General features: G+C 36.6%; 17 protein-coding genes. 6 read left to right on the top strand and 11 right to left on the bottom strand.

Features of this window, described 5'->3' with window-relative positions; translation table 11 throughout:
* Nucleotides 1-120 precede the first annotated feature (120 nt).
* From KO02_RS01245 to KO02_RS01225, 5 genes are all read right to left on the bottom strand, one after another.
* Nucleotides 121-1,725, bottom strand: coding sequence for a M20/M25/M40 family metallo-hydrolase (locus KO02_RS01245; protein ID WP_038695144.1), 1,605 nt, complete (start codon nt 1,723-1,725; stop codon nt 121-123).
* Between the two features lie 290 nt (nt 1,726-2,015).
* Nucleotides 2,016-3,815 carry a translational GTPase TypA gene (gene typA, locus KO02_RS01240; RefSeq protein WP_038695142.1) on the bottom strand — a complete coding sequence of 600 codons (1,800 nt, stop codon included), beginning with the start codon at nt 3,813-3,815 and terminating at the stop codon, nt 2,016-2,018.
* A 78-nt stretch (nt 3,816-3,893) separates the two neighbouring features.
* A complete protein-coding gene (gene kbl, locus KO02_RS01235; protein WP_038695140.1) occupies nt 3,894-5,084 on the bottom strand; it encodes a glycine C-acetyltransferase in 1,191 nt (396 codons plus the stop codon).
* Between the two features lie 114 nt (nt 5,085-5,198).
* Nucleotides 5,199-6,446 (bottom strand): ABC transporter permease, encoded by a 1,248-nt coding sequence (locus tag KO02_RS01230; RefSeq protein WP_038695139.1) that lies wholly within the window; start codon nt 6,444-6,446, stop codon nt 5,199-5,201.
* Nucleotides 6,447-6,586: 140 nt separating this feature from the next.
* Nucleotides 6,587-7,015, bottom strand: coding sequence for a DUF2147 domain-containing protein (locus tag KO02_RS01225; RefSeq protein ID WP_038695137.1), 429 nt, complete (start codon nt 7,013-7,015; stop codon nt 6,587-6,589).
* A 205-nt stretch (nt 7,016-7,220) separates the two neighbouring features.
* Here KO02_RS01225 and KO02_RS01220 point away from each other — a divergent pair, with 205 nt between their 5' ends.
* Nucleotides 7,221-7,571, top strand: a complete 351-nt coding sequence (locus KO02_RS01220; protein WP_038695135.1) for a phage holin family protein — start codon at nt 7,221-7,223, stop codon at nt 7,569-7,571.
* Nucleotides 7,572-7,659: 88 nt separating this feature from the next.
* Here the strand turns inward: KO02_RS01220 and KO02_RS01215 are convergent, their stop codons facing one another.
* The 3 genes from KO02_RS01215 to KO02_RS01205 all read right to left on the bottom strand — a co-directional run bounded on the left by KO02_RS01215 (nt 7,660) and on the right by KO02_RS01205 (nt 12,973).
* A complete protein-coding gene (locus tag KO02_RS01215) occupies nt 7,660-9,021 on the bottom strand; it encodes a PepSY-associated TM helix domain-containing protein (protein ID WP_038695134.1) in 1,362 nt (453 codons plus the stop codon).
* A gap of 86 nt (nt 9,022-9,107) precedes the next feature.
* Nucleotides 9,108-10,517 (bottom strand): hypothetical protein, encoded by a 1,410-nt coding sequence (locus tag KO02_RS01210; protein ID WP_038695133.1) that lies wholly within the window; start codon nt 10,515-10,517, stop codon nt 9,108-9,110.
* Between the two features lie 14 nt (nt 10,518-10,531).
* Nucleotides 10,532-12,973 (bottom strand): TonB-dependent receptor, encoded by a 2,442-nt coding sequence (locus KO02_RS01205; protein WP_038695132.1) that lies wholly within the window; start codon nt 12,971-12,973, stop codon nt 10,532-10,534.
* Nucleotides 12,974-13,074: 101 nt separating this feature from the next.
* On the opposite strand from KO02_RS01205, the gene KO02_RS22675 reads away from it, so the two are divergent.
* Nucleotides 13,075-14,013 carry a helix-turn-helix transcriptional regulator gene (locus KO02_RS22675; protein WP_144243238.1) on the top strand — a complete coding sequence of 313 codons (939 nt, stop codon included), beginning with the start codon at nt 13,075-13,077 and terminating at the stop codon, nt 14,011-14,013.
* Between the two features lie 298 nt (nt 14,014-14,311).
* Here the strand turns inward: KO02_RS22675 and nagB are convergent, their stop codons facing one another.
* The gene (gene nagB / locus KO02_RS01195; protein WP_038695131.1) at nt 14,312-16,231 is read right to left on the bottom strand and encodes a glucosamine-6-phosphate deaminase; all 1,920 of its coding nucleotides are present in this window, start codon (nt 16,229-16,231) and stop codon (nt 14,312-14,314) included.
* Nucleotides 16,232-16,665: 434 nt separating this feature from the next.
* Here nagB and KO02_RS01190 point away from each other — a divergent pair, with 434 nt between their 5' ends.
* Complete coding sequence (locus tag KO02_RS01190; RefSeq protein ID WP_038695130.1) at nt 16,666-17,346, top strand: peroxiredoxin family protein; 681 nt, start codon at nt 16,666-16,668, stop codon at nt 17,344-17,346.
* Between the two features lie 65 nt (nt 17,347-17,411).
* On the opposite strand, the gene radA is transcribed toward KO02_RS01190, so the two are convergent.
* Nucleotides 17,412-18,797, bottom strand: a complete 1,386-nt coding sequence (radA, locus tag KO02_RS01185) for a DNA repair protein RadA (protein WP_038695129.1) — start codon at nt 18,795-18,797, stop codon at nt 17,412-17,414.
* Between the two features lie 97 nt (nt 18,798-18,894).
* Between radA and KO02_RS01180 the strand changes: the two genes are divergently transcribed.
* From KO02_RS01180 to KO02_RS24315, 3 genes are read left to right on the top strand one after another with little or no spacing between them, the layout of a single operon-like run.
* Nucleotides 18,895-19,395: an RNA polymerase sigma factor gene (locus KO02_RS01180; RefSeq protein ID WP_038695128.1), complete on the top strand. Its 501-nt coding sequence runs from the start codon at nt 18,895-18,897 to the stop codon at nt 19,393-19,395.
* Nucleotides 19,395-20,015, top strand: a complete 621-nt coding sequence (locus tag KO02_RS01175; protein ID WP_038695127.1) for a hypothetical protein — start codon at nt 19,395-19,397, stop codon at nt 20,013-20,015. The genes KO02_RS01180 and KO02_RS01175 overlap by 1 nt, the downstream gene beginning before the upstream one ends.
* Before the next feature lie 34 nt (nt 20,016-20,049).
* Nucleotides 20,050-20,328, top strand: a complete 279-nt coding sequence (locus KO02_RS24315) for a DUF1294 domain-containing protein (RefSeq protein ID WP_038695126.1) — start codon at nt 20,050-20,052, stop codon at nt 20,326-20,328.
* On the opposite strand, the gene KO02_RS01165 is transcribed toward KO02_RS24315, so the two are convergent.
* Nucleotides 20,325-21,482: a dipeptidase gene (locus tag KO02_RS01165; protein ID WP_235212320.1), complete on the bottom strand. Its 1,158-nt coding sequence runs from the start codon at nt 21,480-21,482 to the stop codon at nt 20,325-20,327. The genes KO02_RS24315 and KO02_RS01165 overlap by 4 nt on opposite strands.
* Nucleotides 21,483-21,499: the final 17 nt, after the last annotated feature.

Raw genomic sequence — 21,499 nt, 5'->3', positions numbered from 1 at the left:
AGGATACAAGCAGACTTATTAGAATCGTAAACATTAATCTGTAACTAAAAAATCTTTAAAATAATGATTTAGATACATTATTTTAAAGATTTTCATGAAGGTCTTATTCGTTCGTTCTACTTAATAACCAACACCACTTCTCCTTGGTTGCCTAATGGGAGGCCAAACACCCGGTTTGCCATCTCGATCTGCAGGTAGCACACGTTGTTCCCTATTAACTAAAGCAGGCTCTTCAGAGGCTTTATACGCCATCACAGCGGTAAGGATGACATTGTATTTCAAATCATCGAATACCAACTTATCATAAGTATCTAAGTTCGTATGCCATGTATTCGTAAAGTAACCCCAAGATAAAGAGCTTAACATAAAGGCTGGTACACCCGCTGCGACAAAAGAAGAATGGTCTGACCCACCGCCACTTGGAGATCCTGGGAATTCAGTTTTGATATCTTTTGTCACCGCAACCGGTACGGCAGACATCCAACGTGATATATAATCGTAAGCATGTACAAAGCCCGAACCATTAATTCTCTCTACACGTCCTGTTCCATTATCCAGATTGAAAACAGCTTGTGTGTTTTCAACAATATCTGGATTATCCAATACAAAAGAGCGAGAACCATTTAAACCCTGCTCTTCACTTCCCCAAAGACCAATCAAAATAGTTCGTTTCGGATTTGGTAATACCTGTTTTAAAATACGTGCTACTTCCATCATTGCGATAGTCCCTGTGCCATTATCTGTGGCGCCAGAACCACCCTCCCACGAATCTAGATGCGCCGAGAGAATAATATACTCATTGGGAAATTCACTTCCTTTAATCTCTGCAATGGTATTGAACGAAGGCACATTGCCTAAGTCTTTTGAAGAGGTCTCTACACGGATCATAGGTTTGATACCTTTATCTGCGAGACGATATAACATACCATAATCCTCTAAAGATATATCGAGCGATGGTGCCTTATATGATCGTGCTCCAAAGATTTTATTTGCACCAAATTCATTTGACCAGTTACTGGTCAAAATACCTGCAGCTCCTGCATCTTCCAAAATGGAAGGAATAGAGTTCGCTGACATGCCCGATGCTTTAATGCGATTGTTCCATAAAAGCGCCAAAGAGTCCCGAGATCTATTCATTTTTTCAATAGACTGCTTTGTCCCAAACTCTTCCCAATTATGATCTGGTCGCCCTGTAGGTTGTGGCATGGAAATCATGACGAATTTGCCTTTAACATCTGGTAGCCATTTGTAAAAAGATAAGGAATCCTTTACATCTGGTAGTGCTATAACCTCTCCTTGTATACTTTTTCCTTTTGTACTTGGACTCCAAGCCAGTTGTGTGCCGACCAATGACTTAACACGAGGCGTGATCATATCGATATGCGAAATACCGCGTTCCCATCCTCTCCATTCACCAAATTTCTCATTCTTGGCCGCAATTCCCCAACTTTCAAACTTTGCTAATGCCCATTCATTTGCCCGAGTCATACCTGGAGTCCCCACTAAACGTGGACCAACAACATCGAGCAACTCAAATGCAAGTGATTCTAATTGAGAATTATGATTGGCTTCTACTACGATTTTTTGCACAATAGGTTCTAATACCTGCGGCGCTTGTTGAGATCGGTTTTGTGCAAATCCATTGTCTATCGCTAGAAAGCTTAAAAACAAAGCATATCCTAAGACTTTTTTTGATAAAATATACGTAAGATTAGTTCTTTTCATAAAAACATGATGTTTAGCGTTTTTTAATAAGGCCCCATAAAAATCGAAATTTATATTGACATTAGCTATTTTGCATTCATTTTTATTACAAAAAGAATAACGATATCTAAAACGAAATGATGGATAAAATCTTGGCGAATTTAAAGAATGGCTTCATCATGATCCCGACAGGCAAATAACCTTTTCATGAATACATCTGATAGATAAAAGTTGTAGTAAAAATAGGTTTGCACAAAAAAAGCCTCCGATTTCTCGAAGGCTTTTCTATTATTTTGATTCTAATGATAAGATTAGAATTTTTTATTCACTTTACGTTCACCTTCTGTTAAGTAGATTTTACGTAAACGGATAGATTGAGGAGTAACCTCGATATATTCGTCACCTTGGATATACTCCATTGATTCCTCTAAAGAGAATTTGATTGCTGGTGCAATACGTGCATTATCATCTGTACCAGAAGCACGCATGTTAGTCAATTGTTTCGCTTTAACGATATTGATTGTTAAATCATTATCACGGATATGCTCTCCTAAGATTTGTCCTTCATAGATATCTGCTCCTGGATCAACGAAGAATTTTCCACGATCTTGTAATTTATCGATAGAATAAGCTGTTGTAGTACCTTTATCCAATGAAATCAATACACCATGTTGACGTCCAGGGATTGTACCTTTCCAAGGTTCGTAACCTTTCAAACGGTGCGCCATAACAGCCTCACCAGCAGTAGCAGTCAGTACGTTGTTACGTAAGCCGATGATACCACGAGAAGGAATTTCGAACTCTAAGTGTTGCATTTCACCTTTTGTCTCCATAATCAATAACTCACCTTTACGTTGTGTTACCAATTCGATTACTTTACCAGAAACTTCAGCAGGAACATCAACTACCAATACTTCAATTGGCTCACATTTCTTACCATCAATTTCTTTCAAGATAACCTGAGGTTGACCAACTTGCAATTCGTAACCTTCACGACGCATTGTTTCGATCAATACTGATAAATGGAGAATACCACGACCATATACTAACCATGCATCAGGAGATTCTGTAGGAAGTACACGTAATGCTAAGTTTTTCTCTAACTCTTTTTGTAAACGATCATGGATGTGACGAGAAGTAACCAATTTACCTTCTTTACCAAAGAAAGGAGAGTTATTAATCGTGAACAACATGTTCATCGTAGGCTCATCAATGTGGATGACCTCTAATTGCTCTGGGTTTTCGAAATCAGCGATAGTATCACCGATGTCAAAACCATCGATACCAACTACAGCACAGATATCACCACAAGCAACTTCTTCAACACGACGACGACCTAATCCTTCAAATGTATGTAACTCTTTTACACGAGATTTAACGATTTTACCATCACGTTTCATTAATGAAATAGGTTGGCCTTCTTTAATTGTTCCACGTGCAACACGACCGATAGCAATACGACCTACGAATGTAGAGTAATCTAAAGATGTGATTTGCATTTGTAATGTACCTTCATAAAATGGTGAAGGTGGGAAATGTGCGATGATAGCATCTAACAATTCAGATAAATCCTCTTTAGGCTCTTTCCAATCAGTTGACATCCAACCTTGTTTACTTGAACCGTATAATACAGGGAATGCTAATTGTTCCTCAGTAGCATCTAAGCTAAAGAATAAATCAAATACATTTTCATAAACCTCGTCAGGACGACAGTTTTCTTTGTCCACTTTATTCACAACAACTAAAGGTTTTAAACCTAAAGCTAACGCTTTTTGTGTAACAAAACGTGTTTGAGGCATTGGACCTTCAAAAGCATCCACCAATAGCACAACACCATCAGCCATTTTCAAAACACGTTCAACTTCACCACCGAAATCGGCGTGACCAGGGGTGTCAATAACGTTGATCTTTACATCTTTATATTGAACAGAAACGTTTTTAGCAACGATCGTAATACCGCGTTCACGTTCTAAATCGTTGTTATCTAGAATTAAATCACCTGTACCATCATTATCTCTAAAAAGATTTGTGAAGTGTAAGATTTTGTCTACCAAAGTAGTTTTACCGTGATCGACGTGAGCGATAATCGCTATATTTCTAATATTTTGCATCCAGCAAGTAAATTTGTTTTAAATTCAGGGTGCAAAGATAAGTAATTTGCACCATAAATTCATATAACTATGTGTATTTTATTTGATTACACCTAAATCTTTTCCAACTTTCGTGAATGAAGCTATTGCTTTATCCAAATGAGACACCTCATGACCTGCTGAAATTTGTACACGAATACGTGCTTTCCCTTGTGGAACCACAGGGTAATAGAACCCAATAACATAGATTCCTTCTGCCAACATTCTTGTGGCAAATTCTTGCGCTAATTTCGCATCATACAACATAACAGGCACAATCGGATGGAATCCGGGTTTAATATCAAAACCTGCTGCAGTCATTTTATCGCGGAAATAAGCTGTATTTGACTCTAATTTATCACGTAAGTCTGTTGTCTCACTCAACATGTCCAAGACCGCTACAGACGCTCCTGCGATAGCTGGTGCCAACGTGTTCGAGAACAAGTATGGACGTGAACGTTGACGCAACATGTCGATGATTTCTTTACGACCTGAAGTAAAACCTCCAGATGCACCACCCAATGCTTTACCCAAAGTACCTGTAATGATATCTACGCGATCGATAACATTGTACAATTCGTGTGTTCCACGACCTGTTTTTCCAACAAATCCTGTACAATGTGACTCATCGATCATTACTAAGGCTTCATATTTATCTGCTAAATCACAGATCTGATCTAAAGGTGCTACTGAACCGTCCATAGAGAAGGCACCATCTGTAACAATAATACGGTGACGAGCTCCAGAAGCCGCTTGTAACTGTGCTTCTAAATCGGCCATATCCGCATTTTTATAACGGAAACGTTGTGCTTTACACAAACGAACACCATCAATAATAGAAGCATGGTTCAATTCATCAGAAATGATTGCATCTTCTGCGCTAAATAAAGGTTCGAATACACCTCCATTTGCATCAAATGCAGCTGCGTATAAAATCGTGTCTTCTGTTCCTAAAAATTTAGAAATTTTTGCTTCCAACTCTTTGTGAATATCCTGCGTTCCACAAATAAAACGCACCGAAGACATACCGTATCCATGTGAATCTATTGCTCTTTTTGCTGCTTCAGTCACTTTCGGATGCGATGATAATCCTAAATAGTTATTTGCACAAAAATTGACGACTTCTTCACCAGTGCTCACTTTAATATCAGCACCTTGAGGCGTAGTAATTACGCGTTCTTCTTTATACAAACCAGCTTCTTTGATAGCTGCTAATTCTTTCTGCAATGCAGGTTGAAGAGTTTTATACATAATATTTCAAAATTTTCTACAATAATAAGATTTTATAAGAGGATTTACCTCAATTCCGGATGAAGTTTGTGTTATTAATGCGCAAAGCGCGTGTGAAACCGTTTGCACAATTTTTTATTCATAACGCAAAGCTTCTACCGGATCCAGTTTTGATGCCTTAGATGCAGGATAATAGCCTGAAACCATGCCGACGACAATACAAACGGTAAAACCTAAGAAAATCCAGTTCCATGGAACAATAAACGAAGCGCCCAATTGCAGGGCTAACAAATTACCGATAACAATACCCAATAATATTCCGGCCGCTCCGCCTATAAGACAAATCACAACGGCTTCGATCAGAAATTGCTTACGGATAACAGAAGGAGTAGCCCCGATTGCTTTTCGTATACCAATCTCCCGCGTTCGTTCGGTCACAGAAACTAACATGATATTCATGAGACCAATGGATGCACCAATCAATGTAATCAAAGCAATCACAATAGCTCCCATAGTGATGACTACCATATTCTGTAGTAATATCTGTGCTACCGCATCAGATTTTGTAATCTCAAAGTCAGACGTTTGTTTGGCTGTCAATCCACGGATATTCCGAAAGACAATGGTAGCCTCTCCTACCGCGGCTTCTAGACGGATTGGGTCATTTGCCGACACCGTAATGGTATAGGACGGCTCCTGTCCAGCCATAACACTCCTAGCCTTAATCAATGGAATGATACAGGCTTTATCTGCCCCCATTCCAGCACTAGAACCTTTGTTTTTCAATACACCAATCACTTGGTAACGAACACCCCCAATGGTCATAAATTCACCTATTGGATTGATGGTGCCCTTGAATATTTTTTGATATATTTCATCGCCAATAATAACAACCGAATTACCATTATAGACCTCTCGATTTGTGAAATTACGTCCTAAGGCCAAATTATAACCCGAGGTCTTCAGATAAGACTCATCAGCTCCAATCACCCCAATATTAGGGTTGGTCTTTTCGGATTTATATTTCGCAGTTGCTGCCCAGGATACATTGACATTGATGGAGGTAACGGCATCGAATTTGAATAATTCTTTGAAACTTGAAGCATCACGATAAGTAATGGACGAAAAGACTTTTGACTGCTCTCCACTGTTACCTATCCGTACATTCAATCCACGATTTCGAATATTGAATGAATTGGAACCCATTGAAGAAAAAGAGTCTGTCAGTGAAGATTTAATAGCATCGATAGAAGTTAATACCCCAATCAACGCTGTAATACCAATTGCGATAATCAGTGCTGTCAGAAATGTCCGCAACTTATTGCCTACAATAGATTGTAGTGCAAGTTTTATATTCTCCGAATAGGACATCTTAACAGCCATAGCATTATTATCGTTAATTTTAGTGCTGAAATTACTGCTATTAAATTAATTATACAATATTTTTAAAAATAAAGGCCCAATAAACAACAAAAGTGCTGTTTAACGCAACAGCACTTTTTCAATTTTTATAGAATAAAGTATTATTTAACTCTTGTCCACACATCGGTTCTACCGAATAAACTGACACCGACATACCCTCTAATATCCAGCTTATCAGTTCCCTGTAAAGTCATCTTACAGCTATATGTTTTCCCTGTCTTAGGGTCATAAATCTTACCTCCGCCAAATGTGCTACCGTCTTTTGTAAAGTTGGTTAATATCTCTAAACCCAATACGTTTCGGCTTTGCAAATTTTTATCTGGATTCTTAATATCTTTTTTAGGTTGACCTTGATCATTATTGGGTTCTTTTAGCCAATATAATTTTCCAAAATAGTGATCTCCCTTTTTAAAGATCTCGATCCTTCCCTCGCCACTTGAGTTTTGCCACTTCCCGAGAATGGGTTCTGTCTGGGCAAAAATAGCTATTGTGGTCAATAGCATTACTAATGTCATAATCATCTTTTTCATACCATCTTATTTTATAATTGTTCTATGTGAATTTACGAAAAATATGTTATGCATGCATAACATATGTTCACTTCATTATAGTAAACACTCCAAAGTGCTAAAAGTTTAAGGTACTAAAAATCAATATTTATGACCAACACTTATCGATATTTTGGCATCGCATTTGATATAAAAAAATCAAGAGTTAACTAAAATTATACATATTATGAAATTCATTATTAGCCTACTTATTACAGGTATAGTTATCGCGGTAGCCGCTTACATATCTCCAGGAGTACATGTTGCCAGCTTTTTTTGGGCGATTATAACAGGTCTTGTTATTGGATTTGTTAATGCAACAGTTGGTTCAATTTTAAGACTATTCACCTTTCCCCTAAATTGGTTAACACTCGGTTTGGTTTCATTTATCATAACCGTGTTAATGATCTTACTAACAGACTCCTTACTCGGTTCTAAATTTGATGTTTCAGGTTTTTGGACAGCAGCACTGTTTGCTATTGTAGTAGCGGTATTGGAGATGATTATCGGGAGATTATTTCCAGGGAAGACCGATTAAATATAGATTTTACATCAACAATAAAGGCTCCCAATTATAGATTGGGAGCCTTTATTGTTTGTTTTTATTCTAGCAGTGTGTAATCGGATTACTTTCTACTAGGCTTCTTTTTCATCTTATTGATCCAGATAAGCACACCTGTTATTGGCAGTGAAGTGGCTATTAAACAGGAAATAAAATAGAGGAGCTTTGAAAATGGTCCATAGATATCCCCAATATGCAATGCTTTTATGGACGCAGAGGCTCTCTGTGAAAATGTTTTCTCTCGAAATATTTCCTTTTCCAAGATTTGTCCTGAATACTGATCCAATGTGAGCTTATCTCCTGCAGATGGAGCAAAAAAACCTACTCTATTCTTCAACACCGAGATTGTTTCTGAACTATCTTTAGGAAAGTTGATCGTAACATCGCCATCATAAGGAAGCACTTTATTGATTGCAACTAGCGTCTCGTCAATCGTCATGGTCTTTCCCCCTGTTATCGGGTAGATAGAAATCAACTTAGCTTTTTCTTCTTTTATACTTGTAGGGTTCTCATAAGTCCCCCAAGTTTTTTGCCAACCTGTACGATACCAATCAAAAGACCAAAATGGTCCGGTTACACTCATCAAAAACAAGATAATACAACTATAAAAACCAAGTGTATTATGGATATCATGATTGATTCGCTTCCAGTTTCCAGACCATTTTACGGATAGTCCGTTTTTCCATCCTCTTAATTTATTAGGAAACCAAATGATCATGCCACTGATGACTCCAAATAAAAATAATAAGGTTGCTGTACCTGTTATCCAACTTCCCAATTTTCTATTTTCAATGCCTTCAAAAATCGGTTCCTCGATTTCATTTAGCAGTAACCAACGGTGCAGTCCAAACATGACCTGCATAAAGTCATTCGTACCGTTCTTAATATCGTTAGCATCTCCAATGATTTCTGCTGTATAAGGGTTTACCATCATTTGATTAGCTCTAGGCTTACGCCCACCCTGTTTTTTTGGCTCTTCTTTTTTAGGTTCTGATGATTTATTTCCTCCTTCAACGGCTATTGCACCACGATCTGTTTTCTTTCCGATAGCAGTAGCTGTTTCTTTTTTCTCAGCACGTTCTTTATCGGACTTCCCTTCCCCCTCTTTTTTAGATTTACTGTAAAGGAATGCCACAGTACGTTCCTGATCAACAGGTATTTTCATACCAACAATTTTCCCTTGGATGCCTTGCTGCGCAATATGCAATAAAGAGTCTGGAGCTATTCTTCCCTTATCTTCTGAATTTACGTGATAATATTTTGGTGCTGCAGCCTCACGGATTTCGGTATTATAAACATAGATAGTTCCTGTTATACAAACGACAAACACGACAATACCGCTAATAAGTCCAAACCACAAATGTAGATCATTAAATAATTTTCTGATTTTCTGCCAATTGGATGTTTGATTTTTTGCAGCTTTCATAGCTCACTGATTCGATTATGGGTTAAAATAAAAAATTAGGAAAGGTAAAATACCCTTCCTAATTCATAACAAAATTACAATTTATCTTAGTAAGCTCCTAAATAGAAACTACCTGATTGGTTTTTCAATTTAGCTCCTTTAGTTACCTGTCTGGTTTTTATATTAATCACATATAAATTACCATCAAGACCATTTGGCGTCAAAGGGACATAAGCAAGATCTCCAATAATACCAACATTTTGGAATTGACCGAAAGTACCTGTTATAGCCGTAACCCCTGTAGCTTTATCTGCCGATCTACCGGAAAACCCTATATTAGATTGATTTTCAGTCGCCAATTTTACTGCTGTATTAGCCGTTAAATCAACAAGGGCTAAATAACCACCATCTACGCCTGTCTCCGTATACAATACTAAACCGAGATTATCTTTCACATATCTCCATGCGCGAATGGCAACATTATTACTTGTTCCTAAAGCCGCTTTTAAATCAAAGTTATAAGCTTGATCATATGCTCCTGTTGAACCGTTGATTCTTAAAATTTGAGAACCTGAAGTGGCTGTTGCTTGATAAATATTGCCATCGGACCCTAAATATTGAGTCATTGTACGGTACGAATGATTATTCGCATTACTGTTTGCAGAATAGATTAACTTCGGATTGTTTAAGGAAGGATAATCTACGACTAAAGTTGCTGTTCCTAATTCACTTTTTGTAGAGCTCCAAACTTGATTTCCATCGTTATTTACAGTAGATTTTTTTGTTACATCTGTTCTGGTTAAATTACAACCAATAAACAACTTCGTTTTTGCAGCATTCAAAATGGGCACATCGATACGTCCAATTTGATAACCAGCTTTCGTTTGTTCTGCACTAAATGGGATCACAAATTCTGTTTGACGCGTAATTTGAGGATCATTTAAATTCAATACGGCTATTTTCGCGGTACTGCTTACATTTACAAAGTCTGCCCCTGCTCCTTCATCTGTGCCCGAAACCTTAGCTGATGCATAGACACCGACACCAATACCTTCTGCCGCAACAACCCAACGCGGTGCTGTACCTAAAATAGGTTCAGTGTTGACTTCTTCGCGTGTATCCACAAAGCTTTTACCACCCTCTACTTTATATTTATTAAAGATACCGCCATCATTACCCGTGTACTGAATATTGTACAAGTAATTCCCATTGACAGAGCCTTGAACACGTGCTGTACGCTGAGATCTTAATCCATAACCTTGAGCAAATACATTGACTTCAAATTGAGCGTCTAATGCTTGCTCTGGTGTGATTGCAAAAGCCATTGTACCGCCATTACCCGCAGTCCCTTCAGCATCAGGAAATGCACCCGTTAATGTAATATATTTACGCTCTCCTAAATCTGCACCAGACTCTTGCTGTTCAGCATCAACGCCTTCACTTTTTTTACAAGAAGTCAATGCACCAATAGCGATTGCAGTACCGAGCACTGCTGTCTTAAAGAATTTCGTTTTCATGTGAATGATCGTATTTAAAATTTATTAATCGTATAGTTTAATTTAATATAAAATGCTCTTCCTGGTTTTTGTACACCAAAATTATCGTATAGTTCAGCGTTCAAAATATTCTTACAATCTAAACTAGCTACCAATTTCCCGCTCGGAAAACGATAACTTGTTCCTAGATCATGTGCAAATTGTGTTGGTGTAGTAAACCATTCCGATTCGATCCAAATGGTACTAAATGGTGCTACATAACCGACATTGTAATATAAATTGACAACAGATTTTTTTTGGATGATATTATTTAGGCGATACTGCACATTTCCATTTACGGTGAAAAAGGGTTCATTGGGAATTTGTTTGTCATAAAGACTATGTGGATTTCCCATTTCATCGGACTTCACTTTAAACAAGGAGTTGAATTTTGAAAAATTCACCATCGCATTGATCTTATCATCAAACACATAGTTAACCTCTGCTTCATAGCCGATAGACTGCGTTTTAGATAGATTAACAAATTGTGTTACCTGTATATCTTCTACTTGCTCTTCTCTTCCATCAATAACCTCATCTATACGTGTTTGCTGAATAATCTTATCGTATCCATTCCTCCAAAATATATTTCCATACAAAGAAAGTCTATGCTTACCCATTTCCATTGCACCATATCGAGCTCCTAGATTATAATTAATGGCACGTTCGGGTAAAATATCCGGGTTGGCTAACAAATTATTTTCCGGTTCGCCATACATATGTCGATCTGTGGGCATAATGAAAGACTTCTCTGCCGAGACAATAAGGAATCCTTTTTCTACAGCTTGATACGATACTGTCGCACCAAATCCCTTATTGTTTCTTTTTACTTTTTGTTGTTCATAAATCATCACGCCATCAGTCTCAGCTGTTGGTTTACGTTGTTCCGTCTGATAAAATGCATACTTACCAAACAGGTTGGTTTTTAATTTGCCATCTAAGAGCTCGGATTCATAATTCAAACCCCAGATATTGGTGGTTGTATTGCTATTTGTAATCCAACGATTTCGTGCTGGATTTAACAAATCTTTATCTTCCCTTCCTGTTTTTTCAAACTTATGGTTCAATGAAATTCGTTGACCTGAAAAAACGGTGTAAGCTAAATTAGACCGAACATTAGAAATAGTTCTATCGATATCTGTAATAACAGCATCGCCCTGTTGTCCCTTTCCAGGTTCATACCCGTAATATTCTGGAGGGCCTTCCGAATTTTTCACCAACAAACTACCATCCCAGTTATATTTTAAACTTACCGTATCTTGTAAATACGTGTTTCGTTTACTGTGAACGGCATTCACGTTAAGAGAAAGTCCATCAATAAATAAATTCTTTTTGTTGTAGTTCAAGCTAAATACATGGGCTTGATAATCATTAAAGCGTCCAAAATAGGGCTTTGTCATCGTGATACCGTGCGGGACTTCTTTGTGTGAATCGGATACATTATAGCCTATAAAAAATTGATCTGCCCATTTTACATCTGTAAAACCAAACTCAAAACGGCCACCTAATGACTCAAACTTATCATTAGCACGCTCGACTCGGTAATTACGAATTATGCGCCCTCCTGGTTTAGTGTATTTGGAAAACTTACCCCACATCTCATAATTATTATCTGAATGGGTGTAAAAACCTGACAATCTCGCTGTAAAGCCGCTTTTCTGATTTCTATATAAACCTCCAAAATCTGCTCTATAGGTGTTAAATGAGCCATAAGAAACCGCTGCAGTGATATTATTGGCTGAAGCATCCTTCTTCATGATGACATCGATAGCGCCGCCAATATAATTACCTGTCAAATGCGCTGGCAATACACCTTTATAGACCTCAATTCGTTCAATCATGGCAGGTGGGATATTATTCAGGTTAAACGAAGAACCATAAGTAGATATCTCAATACCATCCAAAAACAATCCTATTGTGCTACCAGACATACCGTTTAAGTTATATTCAATCGGCGATCCTTCTCCTCCATTTTGGCGAACGCGCACGCCGACAGCTCTGTCCAATAACTCATTGGTTGTAAGATTTCTTAAAGAGGCTTCTTTTGTCTCAATAACAGCTACTGCAAATCCACTCGTCTCTATCTCTTTTTTTACTGATTTTTTTTCTATACGCACCTCATCTAAAGAAATATCTCCTTTGGTATCGATATGAATATGTAATTCATGTACTTTTTTATTCACATTAATTTTGAGTTTCTTATTCTGAATCTCAACAGAAGAAACCAATATTGTTTGCTGTCCATAAGGCACGTTCTTTAATTCATAAGCTCCTTTGTCAGAAGATATCCCAACCAGATTGGTGTTTTCGATTACTAGTGTTACATGTGAAACAGGTGTTCCATCAAGCAAATGAACAATTCCTTTAATAGTCCCCGTTTGGGCAAAAGCAGACCACGCTATTATAAAAAATACAAAGGTTGTGTAAAATCTTTTCATTAATTGAGATTAATTCTTAACTTCGAGCATCCGTTTAGAACGAGTCTAAATAAATACTGTGCCGCAAATATAGAACTCTTCTAAATACGAAAAAGACGTTATTGGAAAATCTAATAACGCCATCCGAAAAATCAATAGACACTTTAATCGAGATGATTAATTTAGCATTAGACCATAATTACAAGCTAATTAAAATATCAGACCATATACAGTTTGGAGAATTGAATGCCTTTTCTGGATTTGAAAAGAAATTTAATGAAGAAGTATATGTTAGCCTTATAGCTGTTCGGCAAACATGCCTATATTCGACATCAAACTCCAATGCACTTGCAATTCAAGAACGGGAAAGTATAGTGATTCACGTTTCGAAAGACCGTAGTCTAATTGTTCATTCTCCACAGATTGATAGCAGATGCATCGTTATTATATACAGCAGTAGCTTTATCGATAGATTGTGTATTGAAGATCGAAAGTTCCTAAAACTAATTGAAGCCTATAAGCGCCATTCCATACAAGACGACTCAATTTATCCATTAACATTGGAGCTATTGCATAATAGTATGCCTGATTATCTAAGAAATATTCAACAAAAATCTAAAGTCCTAGAAATATTTTTCAAGCAACTTACCCATATTTCTACTCATCAAGCAGAAAATATTTTCAACCTGAAAAAGGTAGAAATGAAGAAGGCTGAAGATGCCAGACAATTGATAGATAGTGATGTCTCCAATTCATATACGATTCCAGAATTGGCAAGAATTATTGGCACCAATGAGCAATATCTAAAAAAGCACTTCAAACAACTCTATGGAACTACAATCCATAATTATATTTTGAAAAACAAGATGCAGCACGCCAAAGAGTTGTTAATCACAAGTGAGCTTAAGATTGCTGCAATTGCGAATAAAATAGGCTACAAACATGCGACTCATTTTACGACTGCTTTTAAGAAGTATTTCGGATTTCTACCTAATTCTATGCGATTCAATTGGATAGCCTACTTATCTCCCTATTATTTAGAATTTCTTTGTATCATTTAAGGTATCATGGACCAGTCATCGACTCTTACTTATTGGCTAATCTATAAGGTCGCTTAGATACAAGTGAGCAACAATACGTAAGCGATGCGCCATTTAAGCTGGATGATTCCACGATAAGATCACCTTTTAGTACTGGCTAGCATTCGTAAGTATATGGACGCCAATCGTACTTAGCCTTATCTGAAGTCTAGACAAATCACCACCAATCGACTTAAGTTCGGGTGAAAATATCGTCTTAAGAGGGTATAAAAAAGGCCCTCCTAAATGGAGAGCCTATTCTTTAGTTATTTCATCATATTTAGAATTCCCATCTTACGAATGCTTCTATCGCTTCGTAATTTGCTAATCCCAACTGATCGTACAATTCTGCTGTTTCACTTGTACGGTCTTCAGCACGTACCCAGAATTCACGTGGATCATCTCCAGGGAAAACAGGAAGATCTTTTTGTGACTGATGTTTGAAGATCGCAAGACGTTTACGGTAGACTTCTTGTGGAGACAATGGAACTGCCATTTCAATTTCGTGAATAGGGTATTCATGCCAAGCACCACGGTATAACCATAACCAACAATCTTTTGTCCACTCATCAGTTGCTTTTAAACGTTTCAATGCTTCGAATAGAATATTAAAACATACTTTATGCGTACCGTGTGGATCTGCAAAATCACCTGCAGCAAACACTTGATGTGGTTTTACCTGACGTAATAACTCCATCGTTTGTTGAATATCATCTTCAAAAGAAACATCCTTTGCAAATTTTTGTCTATCATAGAAAGGCAAATCTTGGAAATGGATGTTAGTATCTGGCAATCCTACGAAACGAGCTCCAGCAATAGCTTCTCCCTTACGAATCAAAGCTTTAATCTTACGCACGATATCCGTATCGATTTGATTTGGCTTTTTAGAATCGAAAATTTCACGGCTTTCTTGATATAATGTTGAAATTTTTGAAGAATCAATACCCATTTCTTTGGCAAAATCTTCTGCAAATTCCAAATAACGAACCACATCGTCATCCCAAACTGCTGTGTTACCACAAGTTTGATAAGCAACGTGAACATCATGCCCTTGATCCGCTAGACGAATAAAAGTACCCCCCATAGAGATAACATCATCATCTGGATGTGGAGAGAAAACAATCGATGTTTTCTTTGCTGGGTTAGCGCGTTCAGGTCTTTGTGAATCGTCAACATTAGGTTTACCTCCTGGCCAACCCGTAATAGTATGTTGCAGTTCATTGAAAATCCGAATATTGATATTATAAGCGGGACCACTTTGAGTCACCAACTTTGCCATACCATGACTATTATAATCTTCTTCTGTTAATTTAAGAATCGGTTTTTTAACCTCTAAAGACAACCATACAACCGCTTTTTTAATCAAAAGTGGCGTCCAGTCAACATCCTCAGCTAACCATGGTAAATCAAATCTTGTCAATAATGATGCAGACTCTGTATCCAATATAAACTCAACATGATCAGATAACTGCAAATAAGTTGCAGGAATCTCTGATGAGATCTCTCCTTCAACAGCTTTCTTTATGATTTCGGCCTTATTACTACTCCAAGCCATCAAAATAATATCTTTAGCTTTGAAGATTGTACCTACACCCATTGTGATTGCTTTGCGAGGTACATTTTCTTTACCACCAAAATCACGAGATGCATCACGACGAGTTAAATCATCCAACGTCACGATACGTGTTCCCGAGTTAGGTGCTGAACCGGGCTCATTAAAACCAATATGACCTGTACGACCAATTCCTAAGAGCTGAATATCTAAACCACCTAAATCAGTTATCTTTTGCTCATATGCTTCACATGCTGCATTGATCATGTCTACCGCCAATGTGCCATCAGGAATATTAACATTTGTTCTTTCAATATCAACATGATCAAACAAATTTTTATTCATGAAAGTCACATAACTTTGTGCAGCGTCTGGTTGCATTGGATAATATTCATCCAAGTTAAATGTAACGACATTTTTAAAACTTAAGCCTTCTTCTTTATGTAAACGAATCAATTCAGCGTAAACTTTAATAGGTGTCGCACCAGTAGCAAGTCCTAAAACTGCTTTTTCGCCGTTTTCTTGCTTTGCACGAATAATATTCGCAATACGATCCGCTACAACTTTGGAAGCTGTGCTTGGGTCAGGATACACACTTACAGGAACTTTTTCAAAGCGTGTTTCTTCCAATAAATTTAATCTAGCCATTATTAGAGTATAATATTGATAGGGTGAACTACAAATTTATAAAATATTGTAGCTTATCCACCATTTATTGCAAGTTTTTAAATGTTTTATAACAAATATACCAATGCACACGTTTGTTATATCATTTGTTGAAAAAAAATGCAGCATATTATTAAGGAAATCAACTTCTTGTGATTGGATTCCAACTTTACTTTATAGCTGTATGCATGAAAAAATCATTCTTTTTTCTTCTTCTTTTGGGATAAAATTAGTGCCACGTTATAGCTAAATAAAAGGATACGTCGTACAGGTCAAGAACTCCCGCTCAACCATATAGGATAATCCTATATTCCAGCGCTTTTATCTTAAAGAAATGTAAAAAAATAAAAAAAACACAATAGTACTCGACTAATTCGGTAGATTTTAAATAGTTTTGTTAAAACATACACTAAAGAATGAAAAAGATAATTGTATACCTTATTTTATGTCTCCCTTTACTCGCTATTGCTCAAACCAAAAGCTTGACAAAAGAAGACTATATAGCTCGTGTCAAAGCTAATCCCGATTCCATTTCTTCCTTGATCGACTTGAGGAGAGTAGGTGGTTATACACCAGAATATGCTGAATTACATCGTTTATATCAGACTTTAGGAAAAAAGGTGAAAAATTCTGAAGAAGGAAAGGAATTTGAAACCTACCTTGAAGCATTATCTGCTGTCACAATTGGAAAACAAGCTCCTCTATTTTCACAACCGGATACTTCAGGTAATCTGGTGAACCTTTCAGATTTTAAAGGAAAATATCTCTTACTTGATTTTTGGGCTTCATGGTGCCCAGATTGTCGTGTAGAAAGTCCGAACCTTGTTAAAACCTACGCTCTTTTTAAAGATAAGAACTTCGAGATTTTAGGAATCTCTTTCGACAAAGACCGTAAATCATGGATTAATGCCATTCATATGGATAAACTTCACTGGCGACATATTTCGGATTTAAAACGCTGGCAGAATGATGTAGGGACTTTATACGGTGTAAAATCTATCCCTCAGAATATACTGATTGACCCGACAGGTAAAATCATTGCTCGAAATCTACATGGGGAAGATTTAAATAATAAATTGAAAGAAGTACTTAAGTAATATGTAGGAACAATAAAAAAGGAGCAATGATAGGCTCCTTTTTTATGAACTATATGCATCTATTTTTATCCAAATAAAGCCCTAAATACGTCTTCAAGCGTCGCAATAGGACGGATTGCAATATTATATTTTTTAGCATCTAAGCCTTTTGTATTAAATTTTGAAATAAAAATACCCTCAAAACCCAATTTTTCAGCTTCCGCAATACGTTGCTCTATCCGGTTCACTGCTCGAATCTCTCCAGATAAACCTACTTCACCAGCAAAAGTCATACTCGTTTTCACAGCAATATCTTGTTGTGAAGATATGATAGCAACAATGACAGCCAAATCTATTGCTGGATCTTCAACGCGCAATCCTCCTGCAATATTTAGGAAAACATCCTGTGCACTCAGACGAAAACCAAATCGTTTCTCCAGTACTGCAAGTAGCATACTTAATCTTTTGGTATCGAAACCTGTGGACGTACGCTGTGGATTTCCAAAAGCAGAATTACTAACCAATGCCTGTACCTCGATCATCATTGGACGAGCACCTTCTAACATGGCTGCAATCGATACCCCACTTACAGGTGCATCTCGTTGCGAGATCATGATTTCAGAAGGATTGGATACTTCTCTCAGACCAGTACCTTGCATCTCATATATACCCAATTCTGATGCTGAACCAAAACGGTTTTTCACTGCTCTCAATATACGGTATACATGGTGTCGATCACCCTCAAACTGCAGGACCGTATCTACCATATGTTCTAACACCTTGGGCCCAGCAATAGAGCCGTCTTTTGTAATATGCCCTACAATCAAAACTGGTGTACTCGTTTCTTTTGCAAACCGCAACAATTCTGCTGTACACTCTCTTACCTGCGATACCGAACCTGGTGCTGATTCTATTTGAGAAGAATGTAGCGTTTGAATGGAATCGATAACGATGACATCGGGTTGTACGATTTCAATCTGCTTGAATATATTTTGTGTTGAAGTTTCGGTCAATATATAACAGTTCGCATTGGAAGATTGTGATAGACGCTCGGCTCTCATCTTGATCTGCTGCTCACTTTCTTCTCCAGAAATATATAAAGTCTTTACCTGTGGAATCGATAAGGCTAATTGTAACATTAAGGTAGATTTACCAATGCCCGGTTCACCACCTATCAGTACTAAAGATCCTGGGACTATCCCCCCACCTAATACACGGTTAAATTCCTGATCGGGAGTTAAAATACGTGATTCATCTTGATACACAATCTCATGGATAACTGCGGCTTTATTTGCTCGCTTAGGAGATGAGGTTAAGGAGGTACTTCGCCATTCTGGAACTTTCGAACTTGCTTTCTCTACAATTTCTTCTACGAGAGAATTCCATTGTTTACAGGAAGGACACTGTCCCAACCATTTTGCAGATTCAAACCCACAACTTTGACAGAAATATGCTGATTTTGTCTTTGCCATTGTACGAATTTACCACTTTTTATACGTCTAAATTTAGGTTATTAAAAATTCTTATAATATTTTGTAACAAGAATGAGGAGTTTTCGACTTATCAGTTATGAATTTAGAACAAGAGTTTGTCATACTTTTAGAAAAGAATCAAAATATTATCCATAAGATCTGTAAAATTTATACCGATCAAGAGGCTGCCCATCAAGATCTTTTCCAAGAAATAACCATACAGCTCTGGCATTCTTATCCAAAATTCAGAGGAGAAGCAAAGTTTAGTACCTGGGCATATCGAATTGGGCTAAATACTGCGATATCACTATTTAGGAACAAAAAAAGGACTTTACCAGTTATTGCGTGGGATCAAAAATTAGAAAAGATATCATATGAAGAATACGACCCGGATAAAGATGATCAACTTCAATATTTATATGAAGCTATCCAGCATTTGAATGATATTGAAAAAGCACTCATATACCTTTATCTGGAAGATAAGGATTACACAGAAATCGCTGAAACTTTAGGAATAAGTGAGGTGAATGCTCGTGTTAAAATGAATAGAACAAAGACAAAATTGAAAGAAATATTAAAAAAGAGAGGAGCTTTATAATGGACGAGTTAGATCAATTAAAAAAACAGTGGCAAAAAAATCAAAACTTCATTAGGATCGATCAGCCTGAAATCAAGACGATGCTTCATAAAAGTTCTTCTTCTATCGTGAAATGGATTTTTATCATTAGTCTAATTGAGTTGAGCTTAGGTATTATATTGTCTTTTATCGTCCCAACCTCAGATAAAGAAGTGTTATTCTTTCTTCAGTTTCTAGATTATGCTTCGCAGTTGATTTTTTACATTGGAATAGGCTATTTTATCTATCACTTCTTTAAATCCTATGCGAGTATCTCAAATACGAACAGTACTAAAATATTGTTAAACAGCATTTTATTATCTAGAAAACATGTTGAAAATTATATAAAATTTAATATTTACTTTTTGATTTTTGAATTTTTCATGTCCTTTATTCAGCTATTAATAGATAGATTAGATCTCAACAATCAATGGGGCTACAATTTCTTTATGACGATTGTATTTGCTGTTTTATTTACTTTAATAACCTTAATATTTATCTCCATTTTCAAATTCTATTATAAAATCGTTTATCGTCGATTGCTCAAGAAACTCAATAAAAATTACGAAGAGCTATCAAAATTGGAAGAAGAAAAAATTTAAAAGAGACTATAGCTTTTAATTACCTTTGTGAAACATGAAGCAAATAATCGTAATTTCTTTTTTATTCATCAATCTATTCACCCTAATAATTTTCTATATCGACAAACGGAAAGCTAGAAAAAAAGTCAATAGAATATCGGAGAAATCGTTACTTACCTTATGTGCTTTTGGTGGTACTTTAGGTGGATTTATAGCCATGCAATTCTTTAGGCATAAAACAAAAAAGAGAAGCTTTTTGCTCCCCTTTTATATCATTATTATAATACAAATTGGTTTATTATACCTCTATGTAAAGCAAAATAAATGTATCTAATTTTCATTTTCTTTTAATATCCTTAAGAAGTTCAATCCCATAATCTTCGCAACATCATCTTGAGAATAACCTCTTTTTAATAAAGATTTTGTCAATAATGGCAATTTACTGACATCCTCTAATCCTTGAGGAGTAGATTCTATACCATCATAGTCTGAACCGACAGCAACATGGTCGATACCTACTTTTTTCACTAAATAATCGATATGCTTCAATAATTCACTTAATGGAGCATCTGCTTGATGTCTAAATTCATCAGATAATTTATGATATTGACCAGAAGCCGAAAGGGTAAAATCACCTTCCTTGCCAAACTGTTTTTTATACAATTGCTTAATTCTTTTTTCGTAGTTCTTATCTAAAAAACCAGAATAAAAGTTTACTCCAACAACTCCACCATTTTTCTTCAAGGCTGCTAATTGGTCATCTTTCAAATTTCGATAATGCGGTGTTAATCGATAAGCATTACTATGCGAAACTAAAATTGGTTTTGTTGAAGTCGCTATCACATCATAAAATGTTTTTTCGCCACCATGAGAAAGATCAACCATCATACCCAGTGCATTCATTTTCCGAATAATATCTTTTCCTAAATCTGTCAAACCTTTTCCTTCTGTAGATTTTGTTTTAGATTCTTCTGCGGCACATGTGGCCCAGGGGAGATCATAATTCCATGTTAAAGTCAAATAACGAGCTCCACGATTATATAACGTTTCAAGATTAGCAATACTACTTTCAATCATATTGCCTCCTTCGATACCAATCACAGCCGCTATTTTACCTTGCATCGTGATTTGATCGATTTCTGCACTGCTTTTTGCTAATTTGATTTTATCTGGATTTTTAGCCAGTACTTTTTCTAAAGCATCAATCTGATCATTTGCATGTTTAAATGCTTCTGTTTTCCATTTATTGTCATCAGACCAAACAGCAAACACTTGAACATCCACCCCACCCTCAATCAAACGAGGAATATCAGTATGGTTAGTTTCCAAACGATCGCTAATATCTTTACCTTTCAGAATGGAAGTAATAATCACATCATTATGTCCATCCACAACAGTCAACGATTTATGAATCTCCTGATAATCTTGTGCTTGAACCATCCCTATACTAGAGGTGACCATTGCGACTTGTAAAATAAAAATTTTCATAAATGTCATTTTTTTTC

Source organism: Sphingobacterium sp. ML3W (assembly GCF_000747525.1).
In the GTDB taxonomy this organism is placed as follows: Bacteria; Bacteroidota; Bacteroidia; order Sphingobacteriales; family Sphingobacteriaceae; genus Sphingobacterium.
The sequence above is the reverse complement of the archived record's forward strand: the minus strand, read 5'-3'. Positions and strand labels throughout refer to the sequence as shown.